Raw genomic sequence first — 20,352 nt, 5'->3', positions numbered from 1 at the left:
GCGCAGACGCCACCAAGCAACAGCCCGACGCAGCCACTACCAACGACGATCCGCCGACGGACCCACTGGATAGATCACAAAACCGCACTGGAGTATTAGAACGTCAGCCTGAGTCGCAGCTCCTGTAGGCCGCGGAAGCTGACGTTCGGTCGCCAGGCCAGGTCCTCGGTGGTGAGCTCGATCTTGGCGTAGCGGCGTAGCAGTTCCGTGAGCACCATAGAGGTCTCAAGCCTTCCGAGTGCGGCGCCGATGCAATAGTGTGGCCCGCTGCTGAAAGCCAGCGTTCTTATTCCGGTGCGAGTCAAGTCGAGGCGGTCGGGGTCGGGATAGCGTGCTGGGTCACGACTGGCCGCCCCGAGGAGCAACATCACCTTCGCCCGCTCGGGAAGCGTGACGTCCTGAACGGTGACCTTTTCGGTCAGCAGTCTCGAGACGATCTGTACGGGCGGGTCGTATCGCGTGATCTCGTCCATGGAATCGCTGATCATCTCGGGGTTGTATCGCAGCAACTGCAACTGATCTGGATGTCGGAGCAATGCCAACAACCCGTTTCCGATCAGGTTGACTGTTGTTTCATGGCCGGCGACGAATAGAAACAGGACGTTGGCGATGATCTCGTCGTCAGTTAGCCGGACTCCATCGACCTCAGTGTGAGCGAGGAGAGACAAGATGTCTTCACGAGGCGTGGACCTTCGCTTTTCGAGTTGGTCGAAAATATATCCTCGAAATTCCACTTCAGCGGAATTCATTTCGGCCGTATCCTCGGTCACTATTGAGGGGTCGATCACCCTGCTTATTTGTTCCGTCCAACGTCGACACCGGCCTCGATCCTGTGTGGGCAAGCCCAGAAGTTCGCAAGTCACGGTTACGGGAAGGGGCAGTGCGAGTCCGTCAATCAGGTCGATCTCACCTCCACCCATGGCGTCGAGCAGTCGCTCGGCCTCAGCTGCTATCCGTGGCCGAAGTCGTTCAACGGAGGATCGCGTGAAGACGCTGCCGATCACGCTGCGGATGCGTCTGTGCGCTGGCCCGTCAAGCATGAGCATCCAATTTTGCACACTTCGGACGAGCGGACTGTCCCGTCCGCCGCGCCGGTTTGCCCAGGTCGCGTTTCTATAGAACTCACTCGAAACCCCGGGCGCGCGCAGAACAGCGTCGACATCGTCGTAGCGAGAAATAATCCAATAGCCGAAATGTGATCGATGAACTGGATCGGTCTCACGGAGGCGTCGATAGATGGGGTATGGGTCAATGCGTACCAAAGGATCTCGTGGATCGAAATTCGTGGTCATGGCAATCCTGCCCTGTGTTTTGTGCGTCCATCCCGTATGAGGTGACACAACGAGCTGGTCTAGTACGACAGCATCCCCACGGACCTTCAACGCGCCTCGCGTCTGGTTGGGCAACCAGCCGCATGGTCGCAAATCTCCCAAGATGTCGCAGTGATTCGAGAGTGCGCGCCGGTCACATCCCACGGATCCGGTGAACGAACTCGGCCAGGTCGATGGCTGACGCGTTGCCTCTCGACGTGGCGAAGTCCCGCACAAGGCGGACCAGCGCTTCGTATGCCTCGGTGTGGTCGTACGATGTGGCGTCCATGATTTTTAGTGACCAACGCCAGTAGCCGTTCAGCGTGTCCGCCAGCGGCATTCGAAAGGTGGACAGAACGTCTTTGAGATCTGGCACGGTCGCCGCGAGCCCGTGCCGCTTGATGTAGGCGCCGACGAGCTCGGAGTAGAAGGCGAAATGCCGCGCCTCGTCCCTGGCCAGCCGATGCAGCAGGTCACGCAGTACCGGCTCGTTGGCCACCGCCTTGAACCGCTGGTAGAACAACTGTGTGGCCTTCTCCTGGACCAACGTGTAGGTGAATGCCTGTACCGGGTTCTCGTAGGGCAGCGCGAACTTCTTCCGGCCTTCCTCGGCCAGCTCTCGCGTCAGTACCTCGGGGCTGCTCATGCCGGCCTCGATCTGATACCTGGTCAGCACCGCGGCGTGGCGTTCCTCGTCGTTCGCCCAGGAGATCAGAAACCGGAAGTACTCCCGGTTGAAGCAGATCTCCTCGATCGCCAGATCTGTGCCTGACACGGGAAGGGCGTCCAAGAAGTAGGTGAGATACCCAGGGATGTGGTCCTCGATAAAGGTGATGAACCGGACCACTGAGCGGTCGGTTTCGGTGAGTTCCTCCGGCCGCAGTGCCGCCCAGGACAGCTCATCGATCGACCACTGCCTCGTCTCGGCGCGGCTCACTGCCTTCCGGGCCAACTCCCCAATCTCCTCGGGGGCGACGAACCGCGCTGACTGCCGCGTATCGGACACGGGCAGAGTTTCGGTCATCATGCCCCCGTTCGGCGCATCCGCGATTTCACTGCGCTCAGCGCGTAGTGTTTCGTGGTGTAGCCCCATCCTGCGTTGGCCGTTTGGAGATATCGGATGAGTGGCTCACTCATACCGGGTGCCACCAGTTCGACGCGGTCACGCCCGGCCTCAAGCCGCCGTTGCCACTCGTCAATGGTGCGGTGGTAGTGCGCGGTTAGGTCGGCGAGTGCGGTGAGACTGAATCTGGCTGACTCCACCGCCTCCACTAGCACCGAGAGTGGCACCATGTCGGCGAATCCGAATATGCCCTCGGTGACGTGTTTGGTACCCGGTCGCCGTGAGAACTCCTCGTAGGTGGCGTGGTCGCGGAAGCAGCTTTCCGACAGGTACAGCGAACCGCCGTGTCGCAACAGCCCATACACCCTGCGCAGCACGGCAGACCGGTTCGGCATGTGGACGATCGAGCCGAGCATGGTGGCTGCATCGAATGGCCCTCGCGGCTCGACGTCGGTGAACGAACCGACCTCGAGCGTGATCAACTGGGACACGCCGGCCTTCTCCGCCTGGGTCCGGATGTACTCGGCCTGCGGGCGAGACGGGGTTACTCCGGTGGCATTGCAGCCGTACTCCTGCGCCATGAACAGGATCAGGCTGCCCCAACCGCAGCCGATGTCGAGTAGTTGCTCACCGCCGGTCAGGCCGAGCTGATGAGCGACAAAGTGCAGCTTTCTCGTCTGCGCCTGGTCGAGGTCCGTGCACTCATCTGTGAAGAGCCCGGAGCTGTACTTGAGCCGCCCGTCGAGGTAGATGCCGAACAGCTCGGCAGGCAGCTCATAGTGCAGGTTGGTGGCCTGGACCGCCTCTTGTGGGGGGAGCGTGGTCATGACTTCTCCGGTTCCCCGCTGACGTACTTCTCGATCAAAGTGACCAGGTCGTCGACAGTCCTCGCGGCGAATACTGCCTCGTCGCTCAACTCGATGTCCCACTGGCGTTCCAGTTGTGACACCACGCGCAGCAGCCTCAGTGAGTCCGCACCGGGCAGGTTCTTGAGCACATCGCCGCCACCTATCTGGGAGGCAGAGGTATTCAATTCGGTTGCTAGGAACTCGGTGATGACGGCAGCAATCTCTTCGTGGGTGGTGAACTCGGGAGTCATGCTTTTCCTGTTCCGTGGTCGAAGTAGTGCCGGACGCGGCCGAAGGCGGTGTCGTCCAGCTTCATCAGTTTTTTTGCCTGTTCGGAGCGGATCGGCTGATAGGTGCCGGTGGCCATTACGTGCAGCTCGTTACCGGGCCCGGTAATCTCGGCCTCGGTGTGCAGCACCCCATTGCCCTGGCCGCTGATCCGCGCGGCGGTCAGATACCGCTCTCCTACCTCGAGGGGGAGCAGCATCTTGCTGCGCAAGGTGACCGTGAACGCGAGCATGCCGTGGACCAGCGCGAGGGTGTCGCCCATCACCTCGTCCAACAGCACGTTCACAATGCCGCCGTGTACGATGCCCGGGTAGGACGCGTAGTTTTCCGAGAACGTCGCCTCGGTTGCGTAGTCGCCGTTCGGCTGCCGTTGCATGCGTAGCTTGAGCCCGATCGGATTGTGCGGAGAGCAACCGAAGCAGTTGAAGGAGGGCTCCGAGTGCCAGGGGAATTCGATCTCGTCGCTGGCTGCGTGCTGAGCGGTGCTCATACGGAGGCCATTCCCCTCAACGACTCCTCGGCGATCGCACGCCGCACCTCGGACATCTTCGTCAGCTGGTATCCGGTGAGAGTGGAGAAGTACCTGAACAGTTGCTCGCAGCACTTCGCCCATTCCGTGCCGCCTTCGTCTACCTCTGCGAAGTAGGCGAACATCTCATCGATACTCTCGTGGTTTTCCAGCTCAGGCAGGTTCCCCTTGAACCGGCTGACTGGATGGCGGTACAGATCGCGCGAGGTCCCCATATAGATGTAGAGAGTCTCCAATACCGACGCGCATTCCTCCGGTTTCTCGGAGAGTTGCTGCGCTGTATAGTGGACGAACTCCCGCGCGTGCCGCGCTTCGTCGCCGCTGACCTTTTTGAGGATTTCGGCGAGCACCGGTTCCTGCATGCTGCGGGAGACACACTTGTAGGCGTGCGTCGCCAGCACCTCGCAGATAACGTTGGTGGCCAGGGTGGCTGCCCTGGTAACTCCCGGTGGGTACGCCTCGCGCATCGAGGCGATCGTGCTGTGTTCGATGCTGTTTCCCGCCAGTTGCAGCCAGGTCTGGAAGGCGAGGTGATGCTGGATCTCCTGGTAACCCCAGATGCACGCGAACTGCGAGAAGTCGTAGTCAGTATCGAACTCGTTGAGCAGTCCGTGGGTAGCGGCAATGACATTGGACTCGCCCACGATGGCGCCCTTGACGAACACAATGTGCTCGGGGAGCACAAGGTCGGATCGGAATTCTTCCCATGGTATGTGATGCATTTCCCAGGTCGCATGCTGATAGCCGGCGAAGACCCGGGCGCTGTGCATCCGCTCTTCTTCTAGCAGGGGCACACGGGCAGGCGATTTCGTTTTGACGCTCACACCTGTCCTCCTTGATCTGAACTGTCAATGGTGGGGGCTACCCCTTCGTCGCCACCAGCAGTGACTCGCCGAGCGGCCAGTAGGCGTTGCCACTTGCCGCTGGTGGTACGCGGGATCCAGCGGGGCTTGACCACGTAGATCTGCACCTGGGAAAGGTCCAGCTCTGCGGCAACCCGGCTGCGCACCTCTTCGCGCACCCAGTCAGGATCCTGACTGGCCTCCACGATGACTCCAATCCGTTCGCCGCCGTCCCAATCGGTGTCGGAGAAGGCGACGCAGCGCTGGCGGTACACGCCGGGCACGGTGCGCGCGACCTGCTCGACGTCGTCGGGGAAGAAGTTCTGGCCCCGTACCACGACCATCTCCTTACGTCGCCCGGTGACGTACAGTTCGCCGTCAAGTAGGAAACCGAGGTCGCCGGTGCGCAGCCAGCCGTTGTCGAACGCCGCCGCTGTCGCCTCGGGATTGCGGAAGTAACCGGTAGTCACAGGCTGCCCGGCTATCTGAATCTCCCCGAGCGTTCCGTCGACGGCGACCTTCCCGTCCTCGCCAACGATCCGTAGTTCGATGCCGTGCACAGCGCGGCCCACCGAGACGACTGGCTTGGCTGCGGGTGAGGTCTCCTCGATAGTGCGCACGACACCGGTTCTGGCCAGTTCCTTGCGGTCCACGGCGCGGATCCGGGCCGTGTCGCCGGGGCGGGGGTAACTGATCGACAGGGTGGCCTCGGCCATGCCGTACACCGGGTACATCACTGATGGGGCGACACCGCTGGGCGCCAGAGCCTCGGCGAAGCGCCGGATGGTGGCCGCACTGACCGGTTCGGCGCCGTTGAACGCCAGCCGCCAGCTCGACAGATCGAGCGACGCCAGTTGTTCCGCGGGCACGTTGTTGAGCATGTAGTCGTAGGAGAAGTTGGGGCCGGTGATCATGGTTCCACCGTGAGCGGCGAAGTGTTCGAGTACCGCTCCTGGCTGCAGGAGGAAGCTGGTCGGCGGGAAGACATGGACGTCGGCACCGTTGAGCCAGTGCGACAGCATGCCGATCAGACCCATGTCATGGAAGGTCGGCACCCACTGGACGAACACGTCGTCGGGGCTGAAGGCGCCCGAGGTCACACAGGCTTGGAGACCGGCCATGGTGGTCCGCTGAGGCAGCATCACGCCCTTGGGCAGGCTCGTGCTGCCTGAGGTGAACTGGACGATGGCAAGTGCGTCGGGATTGACAGTAGGCAGGGTGAGCTCGCTGCCGACTCCGCTGGGCGAAGGCGGGGGCAACAGAGTCAAGTTGGTACTCGACGTACGAAGTTCCCGGCCGAGGACGTCGTAGTCGGGGTCCAGGATGATGTGGCGCATACCCGCAGCGGCCGCGATGCGTGCGAGTCGGCGAGCGGCGCCCTGCACGTCACCGAAACCGACCTGGACCGGTAGCACGCTCAACGCTGCCCCGGCCCGCCAAAGCCCGAAGAGCGTCGTGAGGAACCTGGCTGCGGTGGGGACCAACACGCCCACGATCTCTCCGGGGCGCACTCCGGCGTGCAGGAACTCGTGCGCGGCCGCCGCTGACGCGAAGCCGAGCTCTGCCGCGGTGATCTCGTCTGCCGCCGCGGGGAACCGCGCGCGGGAATCGGGTGACACCTTTGCCAACTGGGCGAGGCTCTCAACCAGAGTCTCCCCGTCCAGCAGGGCAGGTCGCATTGGTCGCTGCACGCTGACTCCCTTCGGTAGTCAATAGGGCTCGGTTCGCTTCAGTGCGCAAGCCTCGAGCACCGGAGGTCACAGGGCGCTCACAGGCCCGCAGCGTCTGGAGACCAAGGACGACAGGAGAAGGAGATCTTTGCGGCGGCTCGGAGCAGTTCGGCTCACCCTGGCCCCCGCCGGCACGCTCATAAGATGTCGAGCACCGGCGACAATCATGTGGCGGACCAAGAATCGCAAGGCGTCGAATTCGATGCCGGAGACCGTATCATCGGGCTCTGCAACGCCCAGGCGGCGACTGAAAAGAACTAGTCGCATTACTAGGACGCCAGATCGCTCGTCCCGATGCTTGACGGTGGGCAGATGGCTCGGACAGGCTGGACAATCCCGTTGTTCCAGCCCTTGGTTGACCCAAGTGTCCAGCCATTCACTCGGGGGATTCCTGCAGCCTTCGTTCGGAAAACTGCTGGTCGACGATACATGACAGGTGGTCATATGCGACCCAGTAGCCTTGCTCGTCCGACGCCAATCGCGGTCATCGGTTTGTCACGCAGCCAGTCGACAGTTCCGCCGGTCGCAGCAATGCTACGAGCGCTGGAAAATTCCGCAATTGTTCCGGACCGACTGCGGAACAGAGCCGTGGGGGTGTTCGCCACGGCGCAGGCTGATCTGTTGGCTACACAACTGGGTGTTCTCGGGCCTGTCTTGACCTTGGACATCCTGCCTGCCGGCGTGGTGCACGTCGCCTGCCGGTCCATTCAGGCAGGCGACGCCGAACTCGCGCTCGCCGGTGTGGTGTCTCCCGATGGAAGGAGCAGTTTCCTGGTCCTCAAATCGGTTCCAAACGCGTTGGCCGACAGTGATCCGATCTACTGCGTGATCGACGCTGGTGCGCTGGGCAGAGGGGAGGTCGTGCGGCAGGCTTGTGCGCGCGCAGAGTTGGATCACGAGAGCATCCAGTTCCTGTGGCGGCGTGGGTACCACTATGGCGAGGCCGCACTGGACAGCCTGTTCGACGATGAAGAGACGGGAGACCAGGAAGAATCGGTGACGGCTCTTCTGGAGATGCCGGTCCTGCTCAGCAGGCGGCAGATGCCAGGTGCCGGTGCTCCTCCCGACATGCACCGCCGACTGACCGCGGTACTCATCTCCGCGGACGGCGCCGGAACCGCCTGCGCGTTGGTGCTGTCAGAACCCCCCAAGCGTACGTTGTCGTCGACCAGGGTCGCGGTCCGAACGCTGCCGTTGTTGCTGTCAGCAGACAGCGCCGAGGCCCTCCGCCGCAAAGCGGAAGGCCTGCGCGTCCACTTGACGGAGCCCGACAGCTTGAACCTGCTGGATACCGCGCACACACTGGCGGTCGCGCGGCCGCACCTGCCACATCGGGCCGTGGTCCTCGGCGGTGACCGTGCGGAGCTCGCCGAACGGCTCGGCGAACTCGCGGGCGGCAAGGGTGACGCGACGAGGGCTGAGTCCGGGCGCAAGGTAGCTTTCCTCTTTCCCGGCGAGGGTGGGCAGCGACCGGGTATGGGGCGCGAGTTGTACCCGTTGTTCGACGTGTTCGCCGACGCGCTCGACGAGGTGTGCCGCCACCTGGACGAGGTGAGCACCTGGTCGGTGCGCGACCTGCTGGTGGGCGATGGCCGACGTACTGAGGTCGCGCCCGTCGACGAGGCGATGTACACACAGGATGCGCTGTTCGCGCTCCAGGTTGCGCTGTTTCGGCAGTTCGAGCACTGGGGTGTGCACCCGGACTTCGTGGTCGGGCACTCGGTGGGCGAACTGGCCGCTGCGACGGTGGCCGGGGTGTACTCGCTTGCTGATGTAGCCGCGTTGCTGGCTGAGCGGGTCAGGCTCTTCCGTGAGAAGACACCCGTCGGCGGTGTGATGGTCGCGATGCGCGTCTCCGAGTCGGAGGCGCTGGGGTCGCTGGCCGGGTCCGAGCATCTGGCTGGGATTTCCGCCGTGAACGCCCCGAACTCGGTCGTCGTCTCCGGGGACCGAGACACGGTGATGCGGATCGCCGGACTGTGGTCGGACCGTGGCCGCAGGGTGAAGCAGTTGCCGGTCGACCGGGCCTTTCATTCCCCGCACATGGCCGCGATGGTCGGTGACTTTGAAGAATTCGCCCGTGGCCTCTCGCCGCAACTACCCCGCATTCCGCTCGTCCCCGTGCACACGTCGCTCGGACTGGACGCCGATGTGGTCTGCCTGCCTGAGTACTGGGGCGCCCAGGTGCGGGGCACCGGGCACTTCCTCAACTGCGTGAACAGCCTCGACACGACCGGCGTGGACACCTACGTGGACATGAGCGCCAACGGAGTGCTCGCCGCGCTGGTCGAAGAATCAGTGCCCGAGTCCGTCGCACGGAACGTGCTCGTGACCGCCGCGCTGCGCGGCGGTCAGTCCGATCTGCATGCCGTGCTCGGCACTCTTGGCGAGTTGCACACCCACGGGGTCCCGGTGGACTGGCCCGCAGTCTTCCGCGGCTGGGGCGGCAGGCGCACGCACCTGCCCACCGCAGAGCGCGAGCCCGCCCGTGCTGCCTCCCGGCCGAGGGATCTGCGGCGGTTGATCCGGACCGAGGCTGAGGCGATGATCAAGGGTGACTACGGGCCTGACCGATCGTTCTTCGAGCTCGGACTGGACTCCGTGGCGGCCGTGACGCTGGTGGACCGGTTGCGCAAGCGGACCGGGCTGAGGATCCCCACGACCGCGTTGTTCGACCACCCGACCCCGAATCGGCTGGCCGCGTACCTGGACAACCCCGCACCCCAGCCGGTCGCCGTGGTCCCGCGCCGGGGTGGTTCGGACGAGCCGATCGCCATCGTGGGGATGAGCTGCAGGTTTCCCGGCGGGGTGCAGTCCCCGGAGGACCTATGGCGGTTGGTCGCCGAGGGCCGTGACGTCGTTTCGTCGATGCCAGAGGACCGCGGCTGGGACCTATCCGCCCTGTACGACCCGGAACGGCGGCGGCCGGACACCAGTTACGTGCGCAAGGGCGGGTTCCTCCACGACGCCGCCGAGTTCGATCCCGCCTTCTTCGGGATCGGTCAGCACGAGGCCCTCGAAATGGACCCGCAGCAGCGGTTGTTGCTCGAACTGTGCTGGGAAGCGTTCGAACGGGCCCGCATCGACCCAGTGTCGCTGCGCGGCAGCGATACCGGAGTCTTCGCCGGGCTGACCCACAACGACTACGGCACCGGCCCTGGGTACGCCGCTGTGACCACGCGAACACATTTGGCGATCGGGACCGCAACCAGCGTGGCCTCCGGCCGGATCTCGTACACCCTCGGTTTGCAGGGGCCCAGTCTGTCCATCGACACAGCGTGCTCGTCGTCGCTGGTCGGGCTGCACGTCGCCGCTGGCGCACTGCGCCGTGGCGAGTGCTCGCTGGCACTGGCGGGCGCGGTGACGGTTCTGTCCTCACCGATGGTGTTCGTGGAGTTCAGCCGCCAGGGCGGGCTTGCGCCGGACGCACGGGTCAAACCCTTTGCCGAGGGCGCTGACGGCACCGTCTGGGCTGAGGGCGGTGGGATGTTCGTTCTGGAGCGGTACTCAGACGCGCGTCGAAACGGTCATCCGGTGCTCGCTCTAATCGCGGGCTCGGCTGTCAACGCGGATGGCGCGAGCAACGGGCTTACCGCGCCCAGTGGCGAAGCACAGCACCGGCTGCTGCTTTCCGCACTCGCTGACGCCCGGCTGCGACCGTCGGACGTGGACGTAGTGGAGGCTCACGGCACTGGCACGAAGCTCGGTGACCCGATCGAAGCCGGGGCCCTGCTGGAGGCATATGGTGCGCACCGGCCGCCGGACCGGCCACTGCTGGTGGGCTCGGTGAAATCCAACATCGGCCACACACAGGCCGCGGCCGGCGCGGCAGGGGTGATCAAGATGGTGCTGGCAATGCGGAATGGGCTGGTCCCAGCCACCCTGAACGTCCGCCAGCCCAGCTCCCACGTGGATTGGGACGGGGGGCTGCGGTTGGTGACCGAGCAGACGCCGTGGCCTGATGACGGCTCGCCTCGGCGGGCGGGTGTGTCGTCGTTCGGGATCGGCGGGACCAATGCCCACGTGATCCTTCAACTGCCGCCTGCCGAGGCGGAGACTCCGGCAGAGCCCGATGAATCCGACTGGACGTTGTGGACCGTCTCGGCCGATTCGGAAGCAGCTCTGAGGGCCCAGGCCGGACGGCTGGCCGTGCACTGGGACGCCCACCCGGATCTCAGCGCGCGCGACATCGGCTTCTCGCTGGCCACGACGCGGTCGGCACTGCCGCACCGGGCCGTACTCACCGGCGGTGACCGGGAGCGTCTGCGGCGCTCGCTGACCGCGCTGGCATCAGGCAGACCTGATACCGACCTCACCGCTGGCGCGGTGGTTGAGGGCGGCTTGGCCTTCCTGTTCACCGGTCAGGGCAGCCAGCAGGTGGGCATGGGACGCAAGCTGTATGCCACGTATCCCGTCTTCGCCAGCGCTTTCGACGAGGTGTGCACCGGGCTGGGCCTGCCGGTGAAGGAGACGGTGTTCGGCAAGGATCAGCGACGCCTCGACCGGACGGAGTTCGCCCAAACTGGTCTGTTCGCGCTTCAGGTGGCACTGTTTCGGCTGTTCGCGAGTTGGGGCATCCGGCCGAACATGCTGATGGGACACTCCATCGGTGAGCTGACCGCCGCCCATCTGGCCGGGGTGCTGTCCCTGCGGGACGCGTGCACGCTGGTCGCGGCGCGGGGCTCGCTCATGCAGGCCTTGCCCGGGAAGGGCGCGATGTACGCGGTGACGGCGTCGGAGGACGAGGTCTCACAGTTGCCTCCAGGTGTGTCGCTGGCGGCTGTTAACGGGCCCCGGTCGGTAGTGATCTCCGGCACCGAAGCGGCGACCCTCGCGCTGGCGGAGCAGTTCCGTGCTCAGGGGCGCAGGACCAAGCGCCTGCAGGTCAGTCACGCTTTCCATTCCGCTTTGGTGGATCCCATACTCGACGAATTCCGCGCAGTCGCGGAGAGCCTGAGCTATCACCCACCCGAGATCCCCGTCGTGTCCGACCTGACGGGGCGCCTGGCCACAACCGAGGAGCTGTGTTCCCCCGAGTACTGGGTCCGCCAGGCACGGGGCACCGTCAGGTTCCTCGACGGAATGCGGACACTACAGGATGAGGACGTCACCACATTCCTGGAACTGGGACCTCAGACGACGCTCACCGAGATGGCCGCCGACTGCCTCAAAGAAAGCGGCGACGCGGCAGTGATCCCCACCCTGCTCCACAACGACGTGATCGTCGCCGTCGCGGCGCTACATGTCCGCGGCCACGGGCCGGACTGGTCGGCGTGGTATGCCGGAAGCGGGGCGCGAAGCGTGGACCTGCCCACGTACGCCTTCCAGCGCAAGCGATTCTGGCTGATGCCCGATGCGGTCGAGAACCGCTCCGCACGGACGGATTCGGCGTTCTGGGAAGCAGTCGAGCGCGGAGACCTTCAATGCCTCAACGACCTACTGGGCATGAGAACCGACCAGAAGTTCAGCGATCTGCTGCCCGCGATGGCGCAGTGGCGGCGAACCCATGACCGTAAGGCCGCGATGGACCGACTGCGATACCGCATAGCCTGGCACCCGGCGGCAGACCACGCCCCCAGTCGGAGGAACTGGCTGATCGCGCACTCCGAGGACCTGCCCGTTCCGGAACCACTCGGCGACACGCTTGGCGCCTGGCGGCTGCCGATCGGTATTGGCGCGAGCCGTACGGAGATCGTCGAGCGCCTCGCGTCGGTAACGGATGGCGTAGCGATCGACGGCGTGTTGTCCCTGCTCGCGCTGGAGGAGCGGGCTATTCCAGGAGCGGCCGTCGTACCCGCTGGGCTCGCAATGACCACGGCGTTGATCCAGGCCATGGGAGATGCCGAACTCGAAGTGCCGTTGTGGTGCGCGACGCAGGGGGCGGTGTCCACGGGCCACGACGACCGGCTCAACAGCCCGGGGCAGGCCATGGTCTGGGGACTTGGCCGGGTAGCGGCGCTGGAGCACCCTCAGCGGTGGGGCGGACTGGTCGATCTCCCTCCCACGGTAGATTCCGCGGCGGCGCAACGATTGGCGGGTGTACTCGCCTCAGCGGAGGATCAGGTCGCCGTGCGCTCCTGCGGAGTGTTCGTCCGACGCCTGCTGCACACGCCAGTCGGAGCCGGACCTCAACGCGACTGGCCGTTGCGCGGGACCACCCTCATCAGCGGAGCGTTCGGTGCGTTGGGCAGACACCTTGCCCGGTGGCTCGCTGCTGCAGGCGTCGAACGACTACTCCTGATAGGCAGGCATGCAAGTGATCCCGGGCTGGTCGCCGAACTGACCGCACTCGGAGCCGAGGTTGAGGTCGCTGCCTGTGACGTGGCCGACCGGGAAGCGGTGGCAGCCCTGCTCGCCGGGATCCCCGAGGATCGCCCTCTGGCCGCCGTTGCACACGCGGCCGGGGTGCTCGACGACGGCGTGATCGACGCGCTGGATCCGCAGCGGCTCGCGCGAGTCTTGCGTGCCAAGGTCGCAGGCGCGAGGAACTTCCACGAGCTAGCGGGGGAACTGAAGGCGTTCGTGCTGTTCTCCTCCGCCACAGGAGCGGTCGGCAACGCCAGCCAGGCAAACTATGCGGCAGCAAATGCGTACCTCGATGCGCTGGCTGAACAACGTCGCACCGACGGGCTGGCGGCCACGTCGGTGGCTTGGGGCCCATGGGGGGCCAGCGGCATGGCGGTGGACGGTGCGGACGCGGAGATCGTGGGCGCGCGACTACGCCGCAACGGCATGACTGTGCTTGACCCGGATTTGGCGATCGCTGCGCTGACCCTGGCCTTCGCACGGGACGAGTCCGGGCTGCTGATCGCGGACGTCGACTGGGCGCGATTCCTTTCTGTGTTCTCCATCACCCGGCACAGCCCCTTGCTCGCCGAGCTGCCCGAAGCACGGCAGACCAGGGCTGCTGTGCCGTCTGCGGAGAACTCCTCGCTCATGCAGCGGCTTGCCGGAATGTCGCGGGCCGCGCGTGTCCGTACGCTGCGCGATCTAGTGTGCCACCACACCCTCCAGGTACTCGGGCACGACTCGGTCACCACGGTCCGGCCCGGGAAGCCCTTCCATGAGCAGGGACTCAGCTCCCTGGGCCTAGTGGAGTTGCGCAACCAGCTGAGCGCGGTGACTGGACTGCGGGTTCCTGCCAGCACGTTGTTCGACCATCCCACGCCCAGCGCGCTGGCCGACTGGCTCCACGTCGAACTCGCCCCGGCCGCAGCTGTCGCACCTGAACGCCCGGCAGAGGCCGAAGGCGAGGCAGTGGATCGCGACACCGTACTGAGTCTCGCCGAACAAGAACTCGTCTTGGCAGCGAAGGGCAGCCTCGATGACTGACGACAGCAAGTTGCTCGACACCCTGCAGCGCCTCACCACCGCGCTGACGAATACCCGGGAACGGCTGCAAGCAGCCGAGGCGAGTGCACACGAGCCGATCGCCATCGTGGGCATGGGCTGCCGGTACCCCGGTGGAGTGAACGACCCGAACGGGCTCTGGCAGCTGATCGACGCCGGCCGGGACACGGTCACACCCTTCCCCACGGACCGCGGCTGGTCGGACGAGTTCACCGGCCTGGGGGCGTTCCTGTCCGACCCGGCCTGGTTCGACGCGGGCTTCTTCGGGATCGGTCCCCGTGAGGCCCTGTCGATGGACCCTCAGCAGAGGCTCATGCTGGAGATCTCGTGGGAGGCGGTGGAGCGTGCCGGAATTGACCCGCTGTCGCTGCGCGGCTCCCGGACCGGGGTGTTCACCGGGACCAGCGACCATGACTATCGCGGGTTGCTGGAGGCCGCCCACGACAACGAGCTTGGTGACCACCTGGCGACATCCACCGCGGCGAGCGTGCTGTCCGGGCGAGTCGCCTATTTGCTCGGATTGGAGGGCCCGTCGCTCTCGATTGACACTGCGTGCTCTTCCTCACTAGTGGCATTGCACCTGGCAGTTCGATCGCTGCGCTCCGGAGAGTGCGATCTCGCGCTGGCTGGAGGTGCCTTGGTGATGTCCACGCCCGGCGTGTTCGTCGCATTCAAGAGCATTGGCGGTCTCGCCGCGGACGGCCGCTGCAAAGCGTTCGCTGAGGCGGCGGATGGCGTGGGCTGGGGAGAGGGCGCCGGGGTCGTGCTCGTCGAGCGGCTGACAGACGCCCTTGCCCACGGTCACCCGGTGCTGGCCGTGATACGGGGTACCGCGATCAACTCCGACGGCGCTTCAAATGGGCTGGCCGCGCCGAATGGACTCTCGCAGCAGCGGGTCATCCGCGACGCGCTGGCCAATGCCGAGCTGCGCGGCTCGGAGGTGGACGCTGTCGAGGCACACGGGACAGGTACCCCGCTAGGCGACCCGATCGAGGCGTCCGCGTTGCAGGCCGTTTACGGCCGTGACCGGGAAACGCCGTTGGCACTCGGGTCAGTGAAGTCGAACATCGGGCACACTCAGGCCGCGGCTGGCATCGCCGGAGTACTCAAGGTGGTGCTGGCGCTGAGGCACCAGACCCTTCCGAAGACGTTGCACGTGGACAGCCCCTCGTCGCATGTGGACTGGAGCTCCGGTGCGGTGGAGTTGCTCACCGAAAGCCGCCAATGGCAGGCGAGCGACGGCCAGCCCCGGCGCGCGGGGGTATCCGCGTTCGGTATCAGTGGCACCAATGCCCATGTGATCCTCGAAGAGGCGCCGTCCGCCAAACCGTCGGAGACCGGCGAAGCGAAGCAGCTGCCCTGGGTGCTTTCGGCCCGGAGCGATTCCGCACTGCGCGCCCGGGCCAGACAGCTGCTGTCGGATGTGGACGGTACAGAACCGGCCCGTGTCGCGCACGCCCTGGTCACCTCCCGCAGCACGTTCGAGCGTCGTGCCGTGGTGCTCGACACCGATCCGCGGCCCGGATTGACCGCGTTGAGCCAGGGAAGCGCACTACCGGGACTGATCACAGGTACGGCTGACCTGACGGGCAAGGTGGTGTTCGTTTTTCCCGGCCAGGGCGGTCAGTGGGCGGGAATGGCACGCGACCTGCTGGAGGAGTCCCCGGTGTTCCGGGAGCACGTCCACCGCTGCGCCGACGCGCTGACGCCGCATGTCGACTGGGACCTGCTCGCGGTGCTGCGACAGCAGCCGGACGCACCCTCGCTGGAGCGAGTGGACGTCCTGCAGCCGACGTTGTTCGCAGTCATGGTCTCGCTCGCCGGCCTCTGGCGCTCCTGCGGTATCGAGCCGGATGCAGTAGTGGGGCACAGCCAGGGTGAGATCGCCGCCGCACACCTTGCCGGTGCTCTCTCCCTCGAAGACGCGGCATTGGTGGTCGCCCGGCGCGCGCACGCACTGACCGCGCTATCCGGCCGCGGTGGCATGGCTTCGGTGGACATGCCAGCAGACGAACTGCGGCCCCGCCTGGGCGAGCGGCTGTCGATCGCTACGGTCAACGGACCGGCGTCGGCGGTGATCGCCGGCGATACCGACGTGCTCGATGTCCTGTTGGCGGACTTGACCGAGTCAGGTGTCCGGGTACGCAAGCTGGCCGTGGACTACGCGTCCCATTCCCCTCAGGTAGAGCTCGTTCGCGACCTCGTTCTCACCGAGTTGGCGCCGATATCACCGAAGGCCACGGTCATCCCGTTCCACTCCGCAGTAGCGGGCGCCGTGCTCCCCGGAACCGAGTTGGACGCCGGTTACTGGTACCGGAACCTGCGCATGCCGGTGAGGTTCGACGAGGCCGTCGCTGGGCTCGCCGCGCAGGGATACTCGTTCTTCGTGGAGGTTAGTCCGCATCCCGTACTGGTCCCAGCGGTGCTCGAGACGGTCGGCGACAAGGGCGTGGTCGTAGGGTCACTGCGCCGCGAGGCTAACGGGCGCGGAACGCTCCTCGCCTCACTGGCCGAGCTATTCGTCCGCGGTCTCCGTCCGCGGTGGACGGCCTGGGCAGGACCGGAATCGCATGGCTTTACTGAGCTGCACACCTACCCCTTCGAACGCAAGCGGTACTGGCTGACACCGGGTGAGTCCAGAAGCGGTCGTCAACACCCCATCCTGGATACGGTAGTTGAGCTGGCAGACCGTGGCGAGCTGGTTCTGACCGGGCGTCTGTCGGTCCTGTCCTCCCCCTGGTTGGCCGATCACCGGGTGATGGAAGAGGTGATTCTGCCCGGAACCGCCTGGCTCGAATTCGCGCTGTGCGCTGGCGCTTCGGCCGGCTGCGCCACGGTGGAGGAACTCACTCTGGCACTGCCCTTGGTTCTGCCCGACGACGGTGCGGCCACCGTGCAGCTACGAGTCGGGAGTCCGGACAACTCCGGGCGGCGCAGACTGACCCTCCATGCAAGAGTCGATGGTGCAGACTGGGTGCGGCACGGTGAAGGCGTGCTCAGCACGGAACACGCCCAGCCTGAGATGCTTGACGCGTGGCCACCCGCTGGCGCGGAGGTGGTCCCGCACACAGGCCATTACTCCACGCTGGTGGGCCACGGGCTACGCTACGGCCCCACGTTCCAGGGGTTGCAAACTGTGTGGCGGCGGGACAACGAGGTCTTCGCCGAAGTGGTGTGTCCGCTCCACACAAGCGGCTTTGTGGTCCATCCGGCGCTGTTGGATGCTGCATTGCACGCCATCGGATTCAGCAGCGAGGCCGGAGAAGCCGACAGAACTGACGGACCTATGCTGCCCTTCGCGTGGAGCGGTGTGACCGCGCACACGACTGGACCGACCACGCTGCGGGTGCGGCTATGCAGGTCCGTCGACGAGAGGGTGCGACTGACCGTGACCGACGGCCAGGGCACGCCGGTGTTGTCGGTGGACTCTCTGGTATTGCGATCGGCGGCCGTACGAAGTGACATCCCACGAGACGCGCTCTTTCGGAACAAGTGGATCGACGTGCGCACAGCGAGCGGCGTCGCGTCGGAGACCATTGCGGCCGTGGGTTTCGACACGGACCACTTCCCTGTCTTTCCGGATCTACCGGCACTGGCGAGGGCGCTCTCGGCAGGTCTGCCAGCGCCGAGCGCGGTGCTCGTCGCCGGATCCAGCGGTTTGGTGCGGGAATCCGCACATCGCGCACTGAGGCTGGTCCAGCAGTGGAGCACGACTCCTGAGTTCGCCTACTCCAGGCTGGTTTTCCTCACCTCGGGCGCGGTGGCGGCCAGGACCGGCGACGACGTCCCTGATCTGGCCGGCGCGGCCGTTATCGGCTTGGTTCGGTCGGCCCAGACCGAGGAACCCGGCCGGTTCGTCCTACTCGACGCCGACGAGATCACGCCACTGACGATCACTGCTGCCCTGGCTGCGGATGAACCAGAGGTCGCCTTGCGGGGCGGGCAGGTGCTGGCACGCCGCCTGGTACGGGCCTACCCGCGGGTGTCGGCGAAGTTCGCCGGGGCTGAGGACAACGTGCTGATCACCGGAGGCACCGGCACGCTCGGGAAGCTGCTGGCCCGTCACCTGGTCACCGCGCACGGGGTGCGCCGGCTGATCCTGGTCAGCCGTCGGCGCGACGCGGCCGGGTTGCGGGACGAACTCACCGCACTGGGTGCCACCGTCACCGTAGCCGCTTGCGACGTCGCGGATCGGGCGGGAGTGGCCGAACTGTTCGATACACACCAGCCGACGATCGTCGTCCATGCGGCCGGGGTACTCGACGACGGCGTGGTGATGACCATGACGCGGGACCGCCTCGATGCTGTCCTTCGGCCGAAGGCGGAGGCCGCGATCATCCTGCACGAACTGACGCAAGACCTGCCTCTCAAGGCGTTCGTGCTGTTCTCCTCGGCCGCCGCCACTGCCGGCAGCGCGGGCCAGTCGAACTACGCCGCTGCGAACGCCGTGCTCGACGCGCTGGCCCACCACCGGCGTGCGCGAGGACTCCCCGCGGTCTCGCTTGCCTGGGGCCTGTGGGCGGAACGCAGCGACATGACCCGCCATCTCGACTCGGATGCCACATCACTGTCCACGGAGGAGGCGCTGGCGCTGTTCGATGCCGCGCTTGCGCTCCCCGACCCGGTGCTCGTGCCCGCGCGGCTTGACCTGCACGGCCAGACCAATCCGCTGCTGCGGGAGCTTGTCAGCGAGCCCGTGCACCCTGACTGGAATCTGCGTCAGCAGCTCGACCTCATTGGCCTGCCGGAGAGGGAACAGGCGCTGCTCGATCTGGTACTCGAGAAAGTCTCGGTGACCCTCGGGCACGACGGCACGGACGAGATCAGCCCGCGCTCGGGGTTCCTGGAGATGGGCGTGGACTCACTGGCCGCGGTCCGCATCCGTAACCACCTCAGTGACGCACTGGGCCTACGACTGCGGCCGACCCTCACCTTCGACCATCCCACACCGGTGTTGCTGGTCCGGCACCTGATGGAGGTGCTGGCCCGGGGTGAGGGCGAACCGGCCGCGGACAGGGGCACAGGGACCGTCCACGAGCTCGTCGTCCATGCCAAGGCCACCGGACGGGAGAAACAACGCGCGACATTCGCCTCGCTGGACGAGCTGCCGCGAATCCCCCAACCGATCCAGGTGGCCCGTGGCCCGGAAGGACCAGCACTGGTATGCGCCACCGCGCTCGCAGGCAAGTCCGATCCGGTGCATCTTGTACGCCTCGCGAGGTCGTTTCAACGCGAACGAGATGTCTGGGCCCTGCGAGAGCCGGGTTTCCTCACCAGTGAGGCCCTTCCCCAAACGCGGGATGTACTGCTGGAGATGCACGCAGCCGGTCTGCGTGCAGCACTGGGAAAGCGGCCGTTCATACTCACCGGTCATTCCTCCGGCGGTCTGGTGGCCCATGCACTCGCCCGCTTCCTGTGCGACCAGGGCACCCCACCGACCGGTGTCGTAGTGCTGGACAGCTACCCCCCCAGCCAGTACGAACAGTTGAAGGATCTGCTACCCGGTCTGGGCGAGGAACTGCAGCAACGGTTGAGGGACCCGAAATACGCGACGCCCGGTGATGACGGCTGGATCACCGCCATGTTGCACTACGGGACATTCGACTGGGCGCCCACCGAACTTCCGGTCCCGGAGCTGTTCGTGCGTGCCGGCACTCCGTTGGAGGGCTGGCCGGCGGACTGGGAACCCGTCTGGCCGCTCAACCATACAGTAGCCACCGCCCGCGGTAATCATTTCACGATGATGGAGGACCATGCCCCGGATACGGCGGCCTTGATACGTGACTGGATGCACGACATTGTCCTCTGAGCTCGTTCTTTATCTACCAAGTTCTTCCGGGCTTGCCGATGGCTTTGAGGGTCTCAGGGCGTTTGACGATCTTGCCGACGTCGTAGCGGGGTGCCCGGTGTTTGTTTTTGATGCCGCTTGGCTGTCCGGGGCCGGCGCCTTGGGGTTTGGGAACACGGGCCGGGCAGGCGAGGAGAGCGGATGTTCCGGAAACCTCCAGCAGACCGGGCCGGGGTGAGCCGGCCGAAGGTAGCGGGTTTCTCCCAGGGGGGCGGAGGTCCGCGGCGAGCGGCCGGGCGAGCCGGAGCTGGGTGTGAGCGAGGATCAGGATCCAGGTCCAGCGGTCCGCCGCTCCTCCGAATTCCTCCCTGATGAACCCCAGGCGATAGCGGCTCGTTGCCATCGCGCACGCATGAGTGGTGAGCGGAGCACGCGAGATGCGAGGACCGCCTGGCCAGCACGGCCTGTCCGGATAATGGGCGTGCGGCCCGGCCGTCGGCCCGGCCCTCTAAAGGTTGTCCCGTAACCCCTGGTCAGGGATGAGATGATCTTGTTGTGGCTGGTGTGATCACGGCGTCGGAGCCGTCCTGGATAGGTCCGTTCA

The 20,352-nt window shown here is 65.7% G+C and carries 9 protein-coding genes and 1 pseudogene; 2 read left to right on the top strand and 8 right to left on the bottom strand.

Features of this window, described 5'->3' with window-relative positions; translation table 11 throughout:
- Nucleotides 1-95: 95 nt before the first annotated feature.
- From AB0M26_RS29435 to AB0M26_RS29405, 7 genes are all read right to left on the bottom strand, one after another.
- On the bottom strand, nt 96-1,292 hold the full coding sequence (locus AB0M26_RS29435; RefSeq protein WP_365265707.1) for a cytochrome P450: 1,197 nt from the start codon (nt 1,290-1,292) through the stop codon (nt 96-98).
- Nucleotides 1,293-1,464: 172 nt separating this feature from the next.
- The gene (locus tag AB0M26_RS29430) at nt 1,465-2,316 is read right to left on the bottom strand and encodes an acyl-ACP desaturase (RefSeq protein ID WP_365265705.1); all 852 of its coding nucleotides are present in this window, start codon (nt 2,314-2,316) and stop codon (nt 1,465-1,467) included.
- A gap of 17 nt (nt 2,317-2,333) precedes the next feature.
- Nucleotides 2,334-3,200 carry a class I SAM-dependent methyltransferase gene (locus tag AB0M26_RS29425; RefSeq protein ID WP_365265703.1) on the bottom strand — a complete coding sequence of 289 codons (867 nt, stop codon included), beginning with the start codon at nt 3,198-3,200 and terminating at the stop codon, nt 2,334-2,336.
- Nucleotides 3,197-3,472, bottom strand: a complete 276-nt coding sequence (locus AB0M26_RS29420; RefSeq protein WP_365265701.1) for an acyl carrier protein — start codon at nt 3,470-3,472, stop codon at nt 3,197-3,199. The genes AB0M26_RS29425 and AB0M26_RS29420 overlap by 4 nt, the downstream gene beginning before the upstream one ends.
- Complete coding sequence (locus AB0M26_RS29415; protein WP_365265699.1) at nt 3,469-3,999, bottom strand: PaaI family thioesterase; 531 nt, start codon at nt 3,997-3,999, stop codon at nt 3,469-3,471. Before AB0M26_RS29415 ends, AB0M26_RS29420 begins: the two co-directional genes overlap by 4 nt.
- Nucleotides 3,996-4,862: a ferritin-like domain-containing protein gene (locus tag AB0M26_RS29410; protein WP_365265697.1), complete on the bottom strand. Its 867-nt coding sequence runs from the start codon at nt 4,860-4,862 to the stop codon at nt 3,996-3,998. Before AB0M26_RS29410 ends, AB0M26_RS29415 begins: the two co-directional genes overlap by 4 nt.
- A complete protein-coding gene (locus AB0M26_RS29405) occupies nt 4,859-6,571 on the bottom strand; it encodes an AMP-binding protein (RefSeq protein ID WP_365265695.1) in 1,713 nt (570 codons plus the stop codon). The genes AB0M26_RS29410 and AB0M26_RS29405 overlap by 4 nt, the downstream gene beginning before the upstream one ends.
- Before the next feature lie 627 nt (nt 6,572-7,198).
- Here AB0M26_RS29405 and AB0M26_RS29400 point away from each other — a divergent pair.
- Entirely contained in the window at nt 7,199-13,942 is a 6,744-nt protein-coding gene (locus tag AB0M26_RS29400; protein ID WP_365265693.1) for a type I polyketide synthase, read from the top strand.
- Nucleotides 13,935-19,769, top strand: a complete 5,835-nt coding sequence (locus AB0M26_RS29395) for a type I polyketide synthase (RefSeq protein ID WP_365265691.1) — start codon at nt 13,935-13,937, stop codon at nt 19,767-19,769. Before AB0M26_RS29400 ends, AB0M26_RS29395 begins: the two co-directional genes overlap by 8 nt.
- Before the next feature lie 13 nt (nt 19,770-19,782).
- On the opposite strand, the pseudogene AB0M26_RS29390 reads toward AB0M26_RS29395, so the two are convergent.
- Nucleotides 19,783-20,100: pseudogene (locus tag AB0M26_RS29390) on the bottom strand (transposase); the annotation flags it as partial.
- Between the last annotated feature and the right edge of the window lie 252 nt (nt 20,101-20,352).

Origin of the sequence: Streptomyces sp. NPDC051776 (genome assembly GCF_040681345.1) — a bacterium.
GTDB lineage: Bacteria > Actinomycetota > Actinomycetes > Streptomycetales > Streptomycetaceae > Streptomyces.
This window is presented reverse-complemented; position numbering and strand designations above follow the sequence as displayed.